Genomic DNA, 17,605 nt, shown 5'->3' on the forward strand with positions numbered 1-17,605 from the left:
TCCGCCTCAGCGAGATCGATACGAGCATGAAGAGCCTGTCGCAGCGCCGGGAACAGCTGGCGGGCTACGCCGAGCAGCTGACCACGCAGTACAAGTCGCAGTTCACGATGCTCGACGCGCTGATGGCGAAGATGAAGACCAACGGCGACTACCTGACGCTATTGTTTGGCGGCAATAAGTAAGCGCCCGGCGCGCGGCGTGCGCGCCTCTTGCGGTTCCGTCGTCGCGACAGGATCATCGCCCGATCCTGCCGGCGGCCGGTGTGACCGGTCCGATCGCGCGCCACGCAGCACGGGCGCGCCCGCCAACGCATATTCGGAACGCTGGCGGTCCCAAACTCGCATGGTCACGGCACGATAGTGGCCGTGCTGCGCGGGAAAGTGCACGAACCGATGTTCGCGGGTCGCATAGATCGGCGATGCAGCGAGCGTAATCGCATCGACGATATAGCGGGCATCAAGCATTCCAAAATGTTTCATGCCCTCCTGAATAGCCTGCTGATCGCCGCCATTCGAATAGACGGACGAACGGTCGCCGATTGATTCGATACTCGCACACAGGTGATCGACCAAGTTGCGCATCTCCGCTGTGTCACGCACCCCGATCACGCAGGAGTTCACCGCCCACGCCGTGTGGTCGGTCCCAATCACGAAGTCGCGCTCAACGATCACTGGGTCGATCGGCTCAGCCTGATTGACCGCCAAAATATCGGAATCCACCCAGAACACGAACGCGTGGTCACGCAAATGATGTCGAATCAAGTGCAGTTTCGCCCAGTTCGCGGTTACGCCCGGCGGCAAGAATTCGGGCGGCACACGATATGAGTGGTATCCGTAGCCATGGCGAAGACAGTAGCGCTCGAAATTCTCTTCGTGGATATCACCATAGCCAGCAACATGCGCGGTGTGGAGCGTGACGAATGCAATCGATGCGTTGGGGTTGACGTGCAACTCGGGCTCGCGTGCGCGTTGTCGCGCCGCGTCCCACGACCCTGCGGCATCGGGTCGCCCCCCGCCTTTGACCACACGGGCATCGTCCAGCAGGGCAGTGACGTAGCGGAAATCGTAGTCCGCAGTCGGACGCCAGTGTCCGTCCACGCATTGCCAGCGCGGCGCGTTGTGCGCAACCAGCGGCATCGCGTCGGCTAGAAAATCAATCGAGAGCCCCTGATCCCAGATAGTCTGGACGGCCGCGAGATGGCCGTTGGAAAGAACGTCAGCAAACGGAAGCGGATGAAACGCTTCCCGCAGATACGACACCTCACAGCCCTGTACGTAGTCTGGCAGGTACATGGCCCAACGCCCGAACTCAAGCACCAACTTGCGAATGCGTTCCCGCACCTCCAACGTATTGCGAAAAATCATCCCGCTCGCCGCAGGCCAAGGCGACCCAGGCTCCTGATTGGTCACGATGGCATCGTATCCCCGCGCAACGTCATCCAGCGGTTGTCTGCCGAAAACGACCGAGAATGCGTCCAACACGAGCAGCAAATCGCCATCGCGCAAGCAGGTAAGCTCGTGGAATATTGCTTGATACTTGAAGAGCACCGGCTGCCGAGGTCCATAGACATGCGTCACGTCCACGACCGCGTGACGATACCCCTTGACGTGCGCGTAATCGGCGTGATTATCGAGCAATCCGTCGACCGGGCGATTCAAAAGTACCGTCATCACTGTATGCATACCTTACCCTCGGGCATCAAAATGGGACTGCCGCGCTGTTGCCGGGCGCGAGATCGCCAGCAGCAGGGTTGCTTTGATTGCCCGCATCGCCTCGACAAGCTTGCGCATGATATTTGACATAATCAATATTATCACAAAAAGCATGCGGGAACTTGACCGACTCAACGTGATCCAGACCATCGTGGAAACGGGTTTGAAGCCAGGCCGAGCCGCGGAACGGCCTGAGTGTTCCGCCAAGTCGAACGGCTGGTTGCGCTATCAGGAATCCGGAGCCGCCGGATTGGCTTCGGGCAAGCGCGGTTTTGCCGGCAGTCAGGAAGCTCATGAGTTGCGGGACCGCCTGGTCAAGGCGTTGCGCTTGCGCGGCATCCAGACGATCGAGGTGGGAAATGCCTCCGCGTCCTCCTTCATCGGCCTGTATAACGTCCGCTTCGCGAAGCCGCCGCGCAGCGAGTTCGATGCGCACCGTCGGCTGCGGGACGACGAGAATCTGTACGCGCTGCTGACTTGGCGCGACATGCGTCGTCAATGAACTGCACGCTCATCCCTTGGATTCCCTTGCTCAGGTATCCAAATCGAGCCGTTTTCACGAATGAAAACGGCTCTTAAAGCTGGCACCCCGGATCGCTTCTGTCTTTATTGCAGGCCAGCGCCCAGCACTTCAGATCCTGGGTGTTCTTCAGCATGTCGTTGCTCACTTGATCCTTGACGGCTTGAGAATACGAGGCGTTTTTCAGTACCTCCAGACGGTTCTGCGCCATATAGGCAGCGGCTCGCTCGTAACCACCGTAGGTGCGTGCCTGGTCCTTGAGCAGGATCGATTGCCGGGCCGTGATTGCTTGGCCGTCGTTGCTGATCGCCCCTTTGACGCCCGTCAAGTCGCAAGCCATGGCAGACGAGGCAAGGACGAACAACGTGCATGTGGTCAGAATGATTTTCATACCTGGGTTTCCTCGTTGTTTGAACACGCCAAGCTATTCATCCTGGCGGTTTCAAATTCTCCATCGTCGTCGCATCTGATTTGATCGGCGCGCTGGCACTTCACGAATGCATTTCTTTGGTTTGCCCGCCCGCTCATCTGTCGGAACAGCTTGAAACGAGCGGAGCCGGTTTTATAACCGGCCCCTACTCTTATACTCTTATGCCTTCCAAGCAAGAGGCTATGCCCGGTGTTTCAGGAGGCGGCTTCGTTTTCCCAATGAACACCACCGGCACTTGCTCGCAGCAGGCTCGGCGGCTCGGGCCGGCATTTGCGGCGTTTTCACCCTGCTCCTGTCGCGCCTGATGCCACGGCCGTCAGACAAACGCGGCAATGCGTAAAGACAACCGCCCTTCGTCCGAGTTGTCACCATGAATATCCAATGCCGCCGTTAACCATCGCGCGAGATCCATTTACCGTACCGACACCAAGCTTGACGATGGTATTCTCGGTCAGTCGCGCGCTCCCACCTATCGCGACGGCCGTGTAACCTCCGTAGTTGCTGAATCCCGCGCCCATTGAAATGGTTTTTCCTGTATCAACTTGCGGCAGACCGGCCAAAGCGCCTGCGATGGCAATCCCGGAGTAAGCGTTGCGTGTAACATCCGATACGCTTTGCTGTAACGCCCCGACGCGTTGATCCGTGTACGAATTTGCCGCCGCCTGCGTAGCATTCAATTGGTTCAGATTGACTGCATCGGTACCCTGCGTACCGGGCGCGACGTTGGTGATCTGCCGCGGCTGCGTGTCGCTGCCGACCGATACGACATTCGAGCGGCCGCCGTTCGTCGAATTTGCGCCGATCGCCACCGAGTTCGAGCCGGCGGTGACGGTCGGCTGGTCCGAGCCCGTGCCGTTCATGTCGGCCGCGATGCCCGATGATTTCTGCGCAAGCGTCGTGTTGTTGAGCGAGGTCGAAAGCGACGTCAACTGGTTGTTGATGTTCGACACCCCGGTCGACAACGAACCGATGCTGGTCGACGTGGAACTGGACAGCTGCGCCACCGTGCTGTTGGTCGCGTTCAGGCTCGTGGACAGCGAACTGACCCCTGTCGACAGCGAGCTGATGCTGGTCGACGTCGACGTCGACAGGCTGTTGAGGGCCTGGTTCGTCGCGTTCAGTTGGCTGCCGTTGACCGCATCCGTGCTGGTCGCGGAGACCCGGCCGGCGGCGACATTGGTGATCTGGCGCTCCGCGCCCGGTGCGCCCACGCTCACGACGCTCGTCGGCAAGATGCCCGCGAAGCCGTACGAGATGCCGCCGATCATCGCGCTGGCCGTCGGGTTCGGCGCGGCCGTGACCGAGCCGGAGCCCAAAGCAACCGCGTTCGCATTGGCGGCCGTAGCACCTTGGCCAATAGCCGTGGCTGAAGTGGCGGAAACATTTGCCTGTGAGCCAAGCGCCGTACCATTGTCTCCTGTCGCAGTTACAACGGCATACTGGCCGAGCGCAGTTGCATTGGTGGCGAGCGCATTTGCCTGATAACCTACCGCTGTCGCAGCGGATTCCGAGGCATAGGAAAGCGTTCCAAGTGCAACAGAATATGTGTTACTTGCAGTTGCTTGATCCCCAAGCGCTGTCGACGCGAAACCACTTGCGGTGTTGAGGTAACCAACCGCGACTGCGAGCGAGCCCGTGGCGCTGGAATTCAAGCCCATAGCGATTGCCTGGGTCTGGTTTGCCACCGCCCCGTTGCCGATTGCGATAGCATTCGAGGCCGAGGCATTCGGCCCCGTGCCAGAATTCGAACCGATTGCTATTGCCCCTGAAACGGCCGAACCGCCAGACGGAGCGTATTGCGCGAGCGCATTACCTTGAGCGATCACAAACAAAGCGATTGCGGTGGCAGCGGCAACGGCCGACTTGTTCGGCTTCCCCCGCGCAGCATCCAGTTCCGACGCGGCCACCCACGCCCCAAGCGACTCATTCCACATCGTCCGGTATGACTTATTCATCTCGACTACTCCATCGAATCATGCGTTATCTCACGCCCAGGCGTGGATTACGTGCATCGTAAAAATATTGGCTAATTTTAAAATCAGAGCGACGGCACGACTCTTGAGGATGTGCCATATCCTGCTCTCAAACTCAAACCACCAGATGCGAAGTAAGAGAGATGAATACGGCTCGCGTCGATCAAAAAATAATCAAATCAATCAAATCGATTAAAATCAAACCAGCCAACTCGGTTAGAATTGATCGCATCATATTTGAGAGTTGTTTTTAAAAACAAAACTTTTGTCACATATTTAATAAGAAATGTTAGTACCGAGGTGCGCATCGGAATTTCGCCTCGACCCCACGTGTAGAAGCCCTGCATTGACGAGTGATTTGGATTCAACAAAGATGCTCTTTCCTTGAAGGTCTGACGGTATGTCAATGGTCAAGGCATCGGCAGCCGGGGCTCGGCGCTCGAATCGAAAGGACAACCGTGGAGGCAATGGGGAGTCGCCACGGAAGCGGATGGCATAGACGGCAATCCGGGCGGCAAATCAACAATGGCGCATGCGCTTTGTGACGATCGACCCGGTGGACCAGCTGTGCAACATCAATAGGTCGTATCAATGACTCATCCGGACTAAGCCCGGATGACTGGAAATCGCCGAACACCCAATCTTTCGGGAATGCACTTTCACGCGTCGACTCGAAATGCTTCAGGGGAACACCGAATCGGGTTCGAGCGCGCCCCAATCACGGGGTGGCCGCGCCAACCGTGTGCAAATGGCTTGAACGCTACCCGGCCGCCTTCAGCTGGCGCCAGGCAGAAGCCTTATAACGAGACCTCTCGTTCTTCGCGCTCCATTGCCCCGGCGCCTGCCTTGTTGATCGTGAAATTGCGCCGGCAGCGTTTGACAGCGTGAGATCGCCCGGCAGGTGGGTGCGTCTGCCTCGACTGTCAACCAGCCTGGCAACCAATCTGAATGAAGGCCCGGCCGTCCAGACCTGACCTTCATCCGCGAGCATCACGCCGAGACAGCCGACCGCATCAACCGATCTTGATCGCTTTCGACACGCTCGGCACGCCGTTCGCATCGAGTGCGAACAGCATGTAGTAGCCCGGCAGCACGACGCCCGCATCCGCCGGAATCGTCAGTTGGTACGCTGTGCCGCTCGACGCCGCGATCGCGAGCGGAATCCGGCGCTGATCGTTGTTAACCGTATGCGTGATCGACGCCATCCGCATCAGCACGAACGACGAGACCGCGCCCTGCGTCGACACCGCGATCGTCGTGCCGTGCGTCGTGCTGGCGGGCGCCGACACGATCGTCGGGCGCGCGGCCGGCGTGCCGTCCGCGTTGAGCAGATACGGCGGCGTCAGGATTTCCGCGTTCAGGTGATTGGCCGCGCAGCCCGCGCCGCACTGGCCGCCGCCGCCCGAGAACACGCGCCCGTCCGCCATCAGGATCGCCGTGCTGTGATAGGTGCGCGGCGTCTGCATCGGCTTGAGCAGGTTGAAGCGCTGCGTGGCCGGATCCCAGATCTCCGGCACCAGTACGGCCGTCGAATCGGTGAACGGCACCGCCACGCTCTGGCCGCCGATGATCACAATGCTGCCGTTCGGCAGGATCACGCTGCTCGCGAACCCGCGCTGATAGGTCATGCCATTGATGCGCTTCACGCCGACCGCCTGGTTCGGGCCGCGCGTGATGTCGATCATGTACGCCGCGTTCGACGCATAGTTCGGCACCGTGCCATGCTGCTCATACGACTTCGCACCACCCGTCTTCAGGATCTGGCCGACGTCGTAAAGTGACGCGTTGCCGTTGACCGCGAACGGATCGACGCCGCGTTTGCCGGCCGACTGGATCGAACCGCTGCCGTTCGTCGAGATCCAGTTCATCTGCGAACTGGGCCCCGCGTGGAACACGCTGCCGTTCGATTGCGCGAACAGCCACGGATGGTTGTCGCCGCGCGCCACGCCCGCCGGATCGGGGCCGATGATGTTGGTTTCCGGCACGCCGGACAGCACCGTCCAGCTTCCGCCATTGGTCCAGACCTCCCCGTTCTTGCCGCCGGAACCGCCGCTCCACGAGCCGCCCAGCGTCAGCACCGAGCCCGTCGACAGCACCGTGTCGCCCTCGTAACCGCGCGGAATGTTCATCCGCGCGGCGGTACTCCAGGCATTGGTCGACCAGTCATAAAGCGAGGTTCTCGGGCTGCTGTCGCCGCCGTTCACGAGCAGCCGGCCGTCGGACAACATCGCGGTGCCCGGACAGAACATGTCGGCGCCCGCCGAGGTTTCGATGAATTGCGTGGCTGTATTGGTCGCGGGATCGAACACGGCCGTGTACGTCTGGGTCGCATTACCGCCGACGTCGCCCTGGAAAGTGAACGGCTGATTGGACGACCACATCACGAGCTTGCCCGCCGGCGTATTGGCGAGGCCGATCGGATTCACCGGCAACGGAATCACCGCGCTCCACGCGGACGGCAGCGTGACCGGGAACGTCTGCGGCAACGTCAGCAGGAACTGGTCGTTCAGCGCGGTCGCGCTTTGGCAGGGCCACTGGACGATCAGCGCGCCATCGGCTTTCGAACCGCCGTTCACGGCCGCGCACATTCCGCTGAGCGCGGACACCAGCCGGTAACGTCCGTTGACGGGCAGGACTGTCCATTGCCCATTCAGCCTGGTATCGCCGCATGCCCACGGAATCACTGTCGCGCCAGCCGCGAGACTGTTGCCGTTCACGGCAAGACACTTGCCGGTGTTCGACACGATCTGATAACCGCTGCCCGCCGGCATGAAGCTCCAACTGGTGCTGCCCTGGCTGTTGCATGCGCCTTGCACGGCGGTATTGCCGTTCTCCACCATGCAGCGCCCGCTGTGGGCGGCCACCACGTTGGTGGCCGCCTGCACGGGCAGGTAGAGGTTGAACTGATCGTTCAGCGCGGTCGCGCTCTGGCAGGGCCACTGGACCAGCTGAGCCCCATCGGCATTCGAGCCGCCATTCACGGCCGCGCACATCGCGCTGACCGCCGATACCAGCCGGTAGCTGGCGCCGACCGCGAGGAACGTCCATTGCCCGTTCAGCCCCGTGTCGCTGCATGCCCACTGAACCAGTGTCGTGCCGGCCTTGCTGCCGCCACCGTTCACCGCGAGACACAGCCCCGTGCCTTGCAGCACGACGTGATAGCGATTGCCGGCCACCGGCACCAATGCCCAGGTGGTATTGGCACTCCCCGAGCAGGAAGTCTGGACGATGACCGCGCCGGCGGTCGACGCATTGCCCGCGCTCGACAGGCAGAGCCCGCTGCTCGCGGACACGATATCCGTGTAGGACGGCACCCCGGCCGCTCGCGCGCCCGTGGACAACAACAGTGCGCAGGCAAGCGCGACGAGCCAGGCCCACCCCCGGCGCCAATCGTTTTTCATGAGCCACTCCGTAGCTTGTTGGAATAGCTCGAATAAATACGATAATGCAGGACAGCCAACTGTTCGTTGTATGACCGAGCGTCGGAGGATTGATTGAATGATGCGCCCTGACGCGAATCGTGCAGCCGAACGGAAAGTCAGTTCTCTTATTCCGTCGATCAAGGGGAACTTGATGAAGCGGCGCTGCGCCGACGAACAGATCATCCGTATCCCCTGGGAGGCTCACAATCCATGAGCGACCTGTGACGGATTCTTGCTGCGTAAACAACGAATACCGGTCCATAAATGGCGAAAGCCTCAGTGGGGAAACTGAGGCTTTCTGGGCTACATCGTCTCCCGCACGAGTCGATCAGCTTGGAATCCAGTGTAAGAGATCGCTCCGGCCGGAATGTGAACCTTCGTCACATGGGCCGCTCGATTCCGCATGGCGTGCAAGCCAAGATCGTGCGGCGAGGCATCATTGCGTGGCCCCCCACCGGTATTGCACTTGCCGGCGCACGATCACGCAGGCGGGCGGCGTATCGACCAGCGTCACCGTCTCGCGCGGCCGGCTCGGCTCGGTATAGACCGTCACGGCTTTCACGAGCGGCGTGCCCCGATAACCGGGCAGTTCCGAATGGGCATACTCCCGGCACGACTGCGTCGAACTCGAGATCCGCTCGACCAGGATCGTGCAGCCGCCGCTCGGCGCCGGCACGGTGGTCAGCGACAACACCGCCGAGGTATTCGGGTATTCCAGCCCCGACAGCGCAAACAGGGGCTCGTTGTCCGGATCGCCGCGATCCCAATCGAGCGCCACGTCCGCATGCCGGGTATTCGCGAACATGCGGGTCGACACCTGATCCACCGCCGCGTAGCAGCGCCGGACCCCGACCGCCTGCGCCGCCTTCGCGAGCACCGTGGCCGTCGGCGGACTCGCCGGCGGCAGCATGGATTCGGGCTCCCCCGCGAACGACTGGACGGGTTGGACGAACCACGCTGCCGCGAACAAAACGCACGCGACAGCGCACCCCAGCTGGCTTGTACGGAACCGTTGTTCCTTGCCTACGTGCTTCCCCATCACCGGCTGCCTCCTTGGAAAAGGGCTGGCATCGAGATGTGACGGCCCCTGCCACGAAAATACCGCTTATCGGACAAACATGCCTAGGAAAATATTCGTCCCGTCACAAGCCAGTGGCGCGCGGTCAGGCATGGCTTATTGCTTGTCGATATCGAGCAGCACGTCAACCCGGCGATTGCTCGCCCGCCCCGCCGCCGTCGCGTTCGAAGCAACCGGGTTGGCCTCGCCATAACCCCGGCCGGCAAACTTGCCGGCCTGCAATCCGTGGTCCCGCAGATAAGCCAATACCGCTTGGGCCCGGCGTTCGGACAGATCCAGATTGTAGACGTTGGAGCCGACGGAATCGGTATAGCCGTTGACCGTCACCGTCCTGATCGAGGTGCCGCGCGCATCGCCAATCAACTGGTCCAGTCGCACGCGGGCGGCCGGCGTCAGGTTCGCCTGCGCCGTATCGAAGTTGGCATCGACGTTGAGCGTCGTGATTGCCTTCGGCATCGGCGCAACGGCGGCCGGTGCGGCCGGCGCGGCTGCCGCGGGAAGCACGGAAGGCTTTGCTCGCGGCGCGCCGCATTGGAACAGCAGATTCCGGGTGTCCGGCTGACCGCCTGACGTGGCGCCCAGCAGCGACTGCCCCTCCAGCGCCGTGACAGGCTTATCCTTGCAGATCGCCTCCGCTGCCTTGCGGCACGAACCGGGGCCTTCCAGCAGGCCGTAGCAGGTGACTCGATACGCTTGCACGCCGTCCGGCATCGACACCGAATAGGCGGTGTGAGTCGGGCTCGAGAAGGTTGTGCAACCGACGAGCGCCGTGGCGCCCAGCAGTACGGCTTGTTTTGCGTTGAACATGATGTCCCTCTTCCTGTTCCTGTGTTTGACGTTCCGATTCATATCCGGATGACGCTGAGATGCAGCGCGTCCGGACCGAACCGCATCCGGACGCGCCGCGCATTACCACTGATAACCCGCGCCGATGCCGTACGTGTAGCCGGCGCTGCTGCCGCTCACCCCGCCCTTCAGCTTGAGGTTGTCCGTCAGACGCGCCGTGAAGCCGATCGCCACGGCGCTGTAGCCCTGGTAGCTGCCGCCGCCGATGCCCACGGCGATCGTCTTGCCGACGTCGACGTCCGGAATCATCGTCAGCGCGGTCGCCGCCGCGACGCCCGAGTACGCCGTGCGGGCGACGTTGTTCACGCTCGACTGCACCGCGTTCAACTGGGACATGTTCACCGCGTCGGTCGGGTTCACGCCCGCCGCGACATTGGTGATGCGGCGTTCACTTCCCGGCGCGCCGACCGAGACCGTATTGGCCTGGTCCGCCACCGAGTTCGCGCCGAGCGCCACCGCGCCAGCCGCCGAGGCGGTCGCCCCCTTGCCGATCGCCGTGCCGTTCGCGGCCGACACCACCGCGCTCGCACCGATCACCGTGCCGCCGTCCGCGCTCGCGTTCGCACCGTTGCCGAGCGCGACGCTGTTGGCGCCGGAAGCCAGTGCGTTCGGACCGAGCGCCATCGCGTTCATGCCGGTCGCGCCGTTGTTGTTGTAGTTGCCCTGCTGCGCACCGCCGTCGTTGATGCTGTAGTAGGTGCTGCTGGGGCCCGTCACGGTCGAAGTCGACAGCGTGATGAGGGACGTGGACAGCGACGACTGGCTGGTCGACAGCGAGGTGATGTCCGACCTCGTCGAGGTCGACAGGCTGTTGATCGCTTCGATCGCCGTATAAAGCTGCGAGCCGTTGATCGCGTCCGTGCTCGACGAGGTCACCTGACCGGCCGCCACGTTCGTGATCTGACGTTCCGCGCCCGGCGCGCCCACGCTCACCACGCCCACCGGCGCCGTGCCTGCGTAGTTGTACGTCACCCCGCCGACCGTGCTCGTGGCCGTCGGCGTTGCCGCCGCCGTCACCGAGTTCGAGCCCAGCGCCACGCTGTTCGCGATGCTGGCCACTGCGTTCTGACCCAGGGCGACCGAACCGGCTGCGCTGGCGTTCGAACCATCGCCCACCGCCACCGCGCTTGCGCCCGCTGCCGTGGCGTTCGTGCCTGCCGCCAGCGCGTTGATGCCCGTCGCGCCGTCATTGGCGTAGTTGCCCTGCTGCGTGCCGTTGTCGTTGACGCTGTAGTAATGCGTCTTCGACGCATTGATGGCGGTCGACACCGAGGTCGACAGCGACGAGATCGAACTGGTCGCGGTCGACAAGCCGGTCGACAGCGAACCGATCGAGCTGGTGGCCGACGACAGGCCGGTCGACAGCGAACCGATCGAGCTGGTGGCCGACGACAAGCCGGTCGACAGCGAGCCGATCGAGCTGGTGGCCGACGACAGGCCAGTCGACGTCGAGGTCGACAGGCTGTTGATCGCCGTGTTCGCCGCGAACAGCTGCGAACCGTTGATCGCGTCCGTGCTCGTTGCCGTCACCCGACCCGCCGCCACGTTCGTGATCTGGCGTTCCGCACCCGGTGCGCCCACGCTCACCACGCCTGCCGGCGTCGTACCTGCATAGTTGTAGGTCACCCCGCCGATCGTGCCCGTGGCCGTCGGGTTGGCTGCCGCCGTCACCGAGTTCGAACCCAGCGCCACGCTGTTCGCGATGCTGGCGACTGCGTTCTGACCCAGGGCGACCGAACCGGCCGCGCTGGCGTTCGAACCATCGCCCACTGCCACCGCGCTTGCGCCCGCTGCCGTCGCGTTCGTCCCTGCTGCCAGCGCGTTGATGCCCGTCGCGCCGTCGTTGTTGTAGTTGCCCTGCTGCGTGCCGTTGTCGTTCACGCTGTAGTAGTGCGTCTTTGCCGCGTTGACGGCGGTCGACAGCGACGAAATGCCGGTCGACGTCGAGGTGGACAGCGACGCGATCGAGCTGGTTGCGGTCGACAGGCCCGTCGAGGTCGAGGTCGACAACGAGGTAACCGTGCTGTTCGTCGTGGACAAGCCCGTCGACAGCGACGAGATGCCGGTCGACGTCGAGGTGGACAGCGATGCGATCGAACTGGTCGCGGACGACAGACCCGTCGAGGTCGAGGTCGACAGCGATGCGATCGAACTCGTCGCCGACGACAGGCCCGTCGAGGTCGAGGTCGACAACGAGGCGATCGAACTCGTCGCGGACGACAGGCCCGTCGAGGTCGAGGTCGACAACGAGGCAACCGTGCTGTCCGTCGTGGACAAGCCCGTCGACAGCGACGAGATGCCGGTTGAGGTCGAAGTCGACAGCGATGCGATCGAGCTGGTCGCCGACGACAGGCCGGTCGACGTCGAGGTCGACAGGCTGTTGATCGCCGTATTCGTCGCGAACAGTTGCGAACCGTTGATCGCGTCCGTGCTCGTCGCGGTCACCTGACCCGCTGCAACGTTCGTGATCTGGCGTTCCGCGCCCGGCGCGCCCACGCTCACCACACCCGCCGGCGTCGTGCCTGCGTAGTTGTACGTCACCCCGCCGACCGTGCCCGTGGCCGTCGGGTTGGCTGCCGCCGTCACCGAGTTCGAGCCCAGCGCCACGCTGTTCGCGACGCTGGCGACTGCGTTCTGACCCAGGGCGACCGAACCGGCCGCGCTGGCGTTCGAACCATCACCCACTGCCACCGCGCTCGCGCCCGCTGCCGTCGCGTTCGTCCCTGCTGCCAGCGCGTTGATGCCCGTCGCGCCGTCGTTGTTGTAGTTGCCCTGCTGCGTGCCGTTGTCGTTCACGCTGTAGTAGTGCGTCTTTGCCGCGTTGACAGCGGTCGACAGCGACGAGATGCCGGTCGAGGTCGACGTGGACAGCGACGAGATCGAGCTGGTTGCCGTCGACAGACCCGTCGACGTCGACGTCGACAGCGAAGCAACGGTGCTGTCTGTCGTGGACAAGCCCGTCGACAGCGACGAGATGCCAGTCGACGTCGAGGTGGACAGCGATGCGATCGAGCTGGTTGCCGTCGACAGACCCGTCGAGGTCGAACTCGACAGCGACGCGATCGAGCTCGTCGCCGATGACAAGCCCGTCGAGGTCGACGTCGACAGCGATGTAATCGAGCTGTTCGCCGACGACAAACCCGTCGAGGTCGAAGTTGACAACGAGGCAACCGTGCTGTCCGTCGTGGACAAGCCCGTCGACAGCGACGAGATGCCGGTTGACGTCGAAGTCGACAGCGATGCGATCGAGCTGGTCGCCGACGACAGGCCGGTCGACGTCGAGGTCGACAGGCTGTTGATCGCCGTATTCGTGGCGAACAGCTGCGAACCGTTGATCGCGTCCGTGCTCGTCGCGGTCACCTGACCGGCCGCCACGTTCGTGATCTGGCGTTCCGCACCCGGCGCGCCCACGCTCACCACACCCGCCGGCGTCGTGCCTGCGTAGTTGTACGTCACCCCGCCGACCGTGCCCGTGGCCGTCGGGTTGGCTGCCGCCGTCACCGAGTTCGAGCCCAGCGCCACGCTGTTCGCGACGCTGGCGACTGCGTTCTGACCCAGTGCGACCGAACCGGCCGCGCTGGCGTTCGAACCATCGCCCACCGCCACCGCGCTTGCGCCCGCTGCCGTCGCGTTCGTCCCTGCTGCCAGCGCGTTGATGCCCGTCGCGCCGTCGTTGTTGTAGTTGCCCTGCTGCGTGCCGTTGTCGTTCACGCTGTAATAGTGCGTCTTCGCCGCGTTGACAGCGGTCGACAGCGATGAGATGCCAGTCGAGGTCGACGTGGACAGCGACGAGATCGAGCTGGTTGCGGTCGACAAGCCCGTCGAGGTCGAGGTCGACAGCGAGGCAACCGTGCTGTTCGTCGTGGACAAGCCCGTCGACAGCGACGAGATGCCGGTCGACGTCGAGGTCGACAGCGATGCGATCGAGCTGTTTGCGGTCGACAGACCGGTCGAGGTCGAGGTCGACAACGAGGCAACCGTGCTGTCCGTCGTGGACAAGCCCGTTGACAGCGACGAGATACCGGTCGACGTCGACGTCGACAACGAGGCAACCGTGCTATTCGTCGTGGACAAGCCCGTCGACAGCGACGAGATACCGGTCGACGTCGAGGTGGACAGCGATGCGATCGAGCTGGTCGCCGACGACAGGCCAGTCGACGTCGAGGTCGACAGGCTGTTGATCGCCGTATTCGTCGCGAACAGTTGCGAACCGTTGATCGCGTCCGTGCTCGTCGCGGTCACCTGACCTGCCGCCACGTTCGTGATCTGGCGTTCCGCACCCGGCGCGCCCACGCTCACCACGCCGACCGGCGTCGTGCCTGCGTAGTTGTACGTCACCCCGCCGACCGTGCCCGTGGCCGTCGGGTTGGCCGCCGCCGTCACCGAGTTCGAGCCCAGCGCCACGCTGTTCGCGACGCTGGCGACTGCGTTCTGACCCAGTGCGACCGAACCGGCCGCGCTGGCGTTCGAACCATCGCCCACCGCCACCGCGCTTGCGCCCGCTGCCGTCGCGTTCGTCCCTGCTGCCAGCGCGTTGATGCCCGTCGCGCCGTCGTTGTTGTAGTTGCCCTGCTGCGTGCCGTTGTCGTTCACGCTGTAGTAGTGCGTCTTCGACGCGTTGACAGCGGTCGACAGCGACGAGATCGAGCTGTTTGCGGTCGACAGGCCCGTCGAAGTCGAGGTCGACAGCGAAGCAAGGTTGCTATCCGTCGTGGACAAGCCCGTCGACAGTGACGAGATGCCGGTCGACGTCGAGGTCGACAGCGAGGCAAGGTTGCTGTTCGTCGTGGACAAACCCGTCGACAGCGACGAGATGCCGGTTGAGGTCGACGTCGACAGCGATGCGATCGAGCTGGTCGCCGACGACAGGCCAGTCGACGTCGAGGTCGACAGGCTGTTGATCGCCGTGTTCGCCGCGAACAGCTGCGAGCCGTTGATCGCGTCCGTGCTCGTCGCGGTCACCTGACCCGCTGCAACGTTCGTGATCTGGCGTTCCGCGCCCGGCGCGCCCACGCTCACCACACCTGCCGGCGTCGTGCCTGCGTAGTTGTACGTCGTTCCGCCGATCGTACCCGTTGCCGTGGGGTTGGCTGCCGCCGTCACCGAGTTCGAGCCCAGCGCCACGCTGTTCGCGATGCTGGCGACTGCGTTCTGACCCAGGGCGACCGAACCGGCCGCGCTGGCGTTCGAACCATCGCCCACCGCCACCGCGCTCGCGCCCGCTGCCGTCGCGTTCGTCCCTGCTGCCAGCGCGTTGATGCCCGTTGCGCCGTCGTTGTTGTAGTTGCCCTGCTGCGTGCCGTTGTCGTTCACGCTGTAGTAATGCGTCTTCGATGCGTTGACGGCAGTCGACGTCGAGGTCGACAGCGAGGCAATTGAACTATCCGCCGTCGACAAGCCGGTCGACAGCGAACCAATGGAGCTGGTGGCCGACGACAGACCCGTCGACAGTGAGCCGATCGAGCTGTTCGCTGACGACAGGCCGGTCGACGTCGAGGTCGACAGGCTGTTGATCGCCGTGTTCGCCGCGAACAGCTGCGAACCGTTGATCGCGTCCGTGCTCGTCGCCGTCACCTGACCGGCCGCCACGTTCGTGATCTGGCGTTCCGCACCCGGCGCGCCCACGCTCACCACACCCGCCGGCGTCGTGCCTGCGTAGTTGTACGTCACCCCGCCGACCGTGCCCGTGGCCGTCGGGTTGGCTGCCGCCGTCACCGAGTTCGAGCCCAGCGCCACGCTGTTCGCGACGCTGGCGACTGCGTTCTGACCCAGGGCGACCGAACCGGCCGCGCTGGCGTTCGAACCGTCGCCCACCGCCACCGCGCTCGCGCCCGCTGCCGTCGCGTTCGTCCCTGCTGCCAGCGCGTTGATGCCCGTTGCGCCGTCGTTGTTGTAGTTGCCCTGCTGCGTGCCGTTGTCGTTCACGCTGTAGTAGTGCGTCTTCGATGCGTTGACGGCAGTCGACGTCGAGGTCGACAGCGAGGCAATTGAACTATCCGCCGTCGACAAGCCGGTCGACAGCGAACCAATGGAGCTGGTGGCCGACGACAGACCCGTCGACAGTGAGCCGATCGAGCTGTTCGCCGACGACAGGCCAGTCGACGTCGAGGTCGACAGGCTGTTGATCGCCGTGTTCGCCGCGAACAGCTGCGAGCCGTTGATCGCATCCGTGCTCGTCGCCGTCACCTGACCGGCCGCCACGTTCGTGATCTGGCGTTCCGCACCCGGTGCGCCCACGCTCACCACACCTGCCGGCGTCGTGCCTGCGTAGTTGTACGTCGTTCCGCCGATCGTACCCGTTGCCGTCGGATTGGCTGCCGCCGTCACCGAGTTCGAGCCCAGCGCCACGCTGTTCGCGACGCTGGCGACTGCGTTCTGACCCAGGGCGACCGAACCGGCCGCGCTGGCGTTCGAACCATCACCCACTGCCACCGCGCTTGCGCCCGCTGCCGTCGCGTTCGTCCCTGCTGCCAGCGCGTTGATGCCCGTCGCGCCGTCGTTGTTGTAGTTGCCCTGCTGCGTGCCGTTGTCGTTCACGCTGTAATAGTGCGTCTTCGCAGCGTTGATGGCGGTCGACAGCGACGAAACGCTGGTCGACGTCGACGTCGACAACGACGTAATCGAGCTGGTCGCCGACGACAAACCCGTCGAGGTCGAGGTCGACAACGAGGCAACCGTGCTGTTCGTCGTGGACAAACCCGTCGACAGCGACGAAATGCCGGTCGATGCCGAGGTGGACAACGACGTGATCGCGCTGTTTGCGGTCGACAGGCCCGTGGACGCCGAAGTCGACAACGACGTGACGGTGCTGTTCGTCGTGGACAAGCCCGTCGACAGCGACGAGATACCGGTCGACGTCGAGGTGGACAGCGATGTAATCGCGCTGTTCGCCGACGACAGGCCAGTCGACGTCGAGGTCGACAGGCTGTTGATCGCCGTGTTCGTCGCGAACAGTTGCGAGCCGTTGATCGCGTCCGTGCTCGTCGCCGTCACCTGACCCGCTGCAACGTTCGTGATCTGACGTTCGGCGCCCGGTGCGCCCACGCTCACCACGCTCGCAGGCGTCGTGCCCGCGTAGTTGTACGTCGTCCCGCCGATCGTGCCCGTCGCCGTCGGATTCGACGCGGCCGTCACCGAACCGGAGCCCAGCGCGACGTCGCCTGCATTGGTCGCCACCGCGTTCGGGCCGATCGCGACACTATTCGTTCCCAACGCCTGGCTATCCGGCGCCGTCGAATTCGCGTGGAAATACTTGATGCCCTGGCTGTTGATGTTGTTGATCGCCGAACCGACATTGTTCGCCGTGCTGGTCGTGCCATTGGCGTTGTATGTCGTGTAGGCGGGCGCGCTGATCGTTCCGGTCGCCGGGTTGTAGGTCGCCCCACCGCCCAATGCCGAAGCCGTGCTGCTGCCCAGGTTGCCGGTCACGGTCGACAGTGATGCGATCGAACTGACGGCCGTCGACACGCCCGTCGACAGCGACGAAATGCCGGTCGACGTCGAGGTGGACAGCGACGTGATCGCGCTGTTCGCCGACGACAGGCCAGTGGACGTCGAAGTCGACAACGACGTCACGGTGCTGTTGGTCGTGGACAAGCCCGTCGACAACGACGAGATGCCGGTC

The 17,605-nt window shown here is 63.6% G+C and carries 8 protein-coding genes and 1 pseudogene; 2 read left to right on the plus strand and 7 right to left on the minus strand.

The window, feature by feature from the left end; genetic code table 11:
• Positions 1-182 (plus strand): annotated as a pseudogene (locus tag AC1RQF_RS10090) (flagellar filament capping protein FliD); the annotation flags it as partial.
• Here the strand turns inward: AC1RQF_RS10090 and AC1RQF_RS10095 are convergent.
• Complete coding sequence (locus AC1RQF_RS10095; protein WP_492871935.1) at positions 159-1,670, minus strand: glycosyltransferase family protein; 1,512 nt, start codon at positions 1,668-1,670, stop codon at positions 159-161. The pseudogene AC1RQF_RS10090 and the gene AC1RQF_RS10095 sit on opposite strands and share 24 nt — an antisense overlap.
• Positions 1,671-1,755: 85 nt before the next feature.
• Here AC1RQF_RS10095 and AC1RQF_RS10100 point away from each other — a divergent pair, with 85 nt between their 5' ends.
• Positions 1,756-2,214 (plus strand): hypothetical protein, encoded by a 459-nt coding sequence (locus AC1RQF_RS10100; protein ID WP_492871936.1) that lies wholly within the window; start codon positions 1,756-1,758, stop codon positions 2,212-2,214.
• A 73-nt stretch (positions 2,215-2,287) separates the two neighbouring features.
• Here AC1RQF_RS10100 and AC1RQF_RS10105 read toward each other — a convergent pair whose 3' ends face one another.
• The 6 genes from AC1RQF_RS10105 to AC1RQF_RS10130 all read right to left on the minus strand — a co-directional run.
• Positions 2,288-2,623, minus strand: coding sequence for a hypothetical protein (locus tag AC1RQF_RS10105; RefSeq protein WP_274003140.1), 336 nt, complete (start codon positions 2,621-2,623; stop codon positions 2,288-2,290).
• A gap of 404 nt (positions 2,624-3,027) precedes the next feature.
• Entirely contained in the window at positions 3,028-4,617 is a 1,590-nt protein-coding gene (locus AC1RQF_RS10110; protein ID WP_492871937.1) for a YadA family autotransporter adhesin, read from the minus strand.
• Positions 4,618-5,648: 1,031 nt separating this feature from the next.
• On the minus strand, positions 5,649-8,036 hold the full coding sequence (locus AC1RQF_RS10115) for an RICIN domain-containing protein (RefSeq protein WP_492871938.1): 2,388 nt from the start codon (positions 8,034-8,036) through the stop codon (positions 5,649-5,651).
• Positions 8,037-8,493: 457 nt separating this feature from the next.
• The gene (locus AC1RQF_RS10120) at positions 8,494-9,096 is read right to left on the minus strand and encodes a hypothetical protein (RefSeq protein WP_274003147.1); all 603 of its coding nucleotides are present in this window, start codon (positions 9,094-9,096) and stop codon (positions 8,494-8,496) included.
• A 135-nt stretch (positions 9,097-9,231) separates the two neighbouring features.
• Positions 9,232-9,942: an OmpA family protein gene (locus AC1RQF_RS10125; protein WP_492871939.1), complete on the minus strand. Its 711-nt coding sequence runs from the start codon at positions 9,940-9,942 to the stop codon at positions 9,232-9,234.
• 102 nt (positions 9,943-10,044) lie between these two features.
• Positions 10,045-17,605 (minus strand): ESPR-type extended signal peptide-containing protein (locus tag AC1RQF_RS10130; protein WP_492871940.1); only part of this gene is annotated, 7,561 nt, incomplete at its 5' end.

The sequence above is a fragment of the Burkholderia sp. GW821-FHT14F03 genome (genome assembly GCF_058803765.1).

What these genes read in the sequence shown, in the direction of transcription:
- AC1RQF_RS10095 (WP_492871935.1), bottom strand. Translation starts at nt 1,670, where the DNA reads ATGACGGTACTTTTGAATCGCCCGGTCGACGGATTGCTCGATAATCAC.
- AC1RQF_RS10105 (WP_274003140.1), bottom strand. Translation starts at nt 2,623, where the DNA reads ATGAAAATCATTCTGACCACATGCACGTTGTTCGTCCTTGCCTCGTCT.
- AC1RQF_RS10110 (WP_492871937.1), bottom strand. Translation starts at nt 4,617, where the DNA reads ATGAATAAGTCATACCGGACGATGTGGAATGAGTCGCTTGGGGCGTGG.
- AC1RQF_RS10115 (WP_492871938.1), bottom strand. Translation starts at nt 8,036, where the DNA reads ATGAAAAACGATTGGCGCCGGGGGTGGGCCTGGCTCGTCGCGCTTGCC.
- AC1RQF_RS10120 (WP_274003147.1), bottom strand. Translation starts at nt 9,096, where the DNA reads ATGGGGAAGCACGTAGGCAAGGAACAACGGTTCCGTACAAGCCAGCTG.
- AC1RQF_RS10125 (WP_492871939.1), bottom strand. Translation starts at nt 9,942, where the DNA reads ATGTTCAACGCAAAACAAGCCGTACTGCTGGGCGCCACGGCGCTCGTC.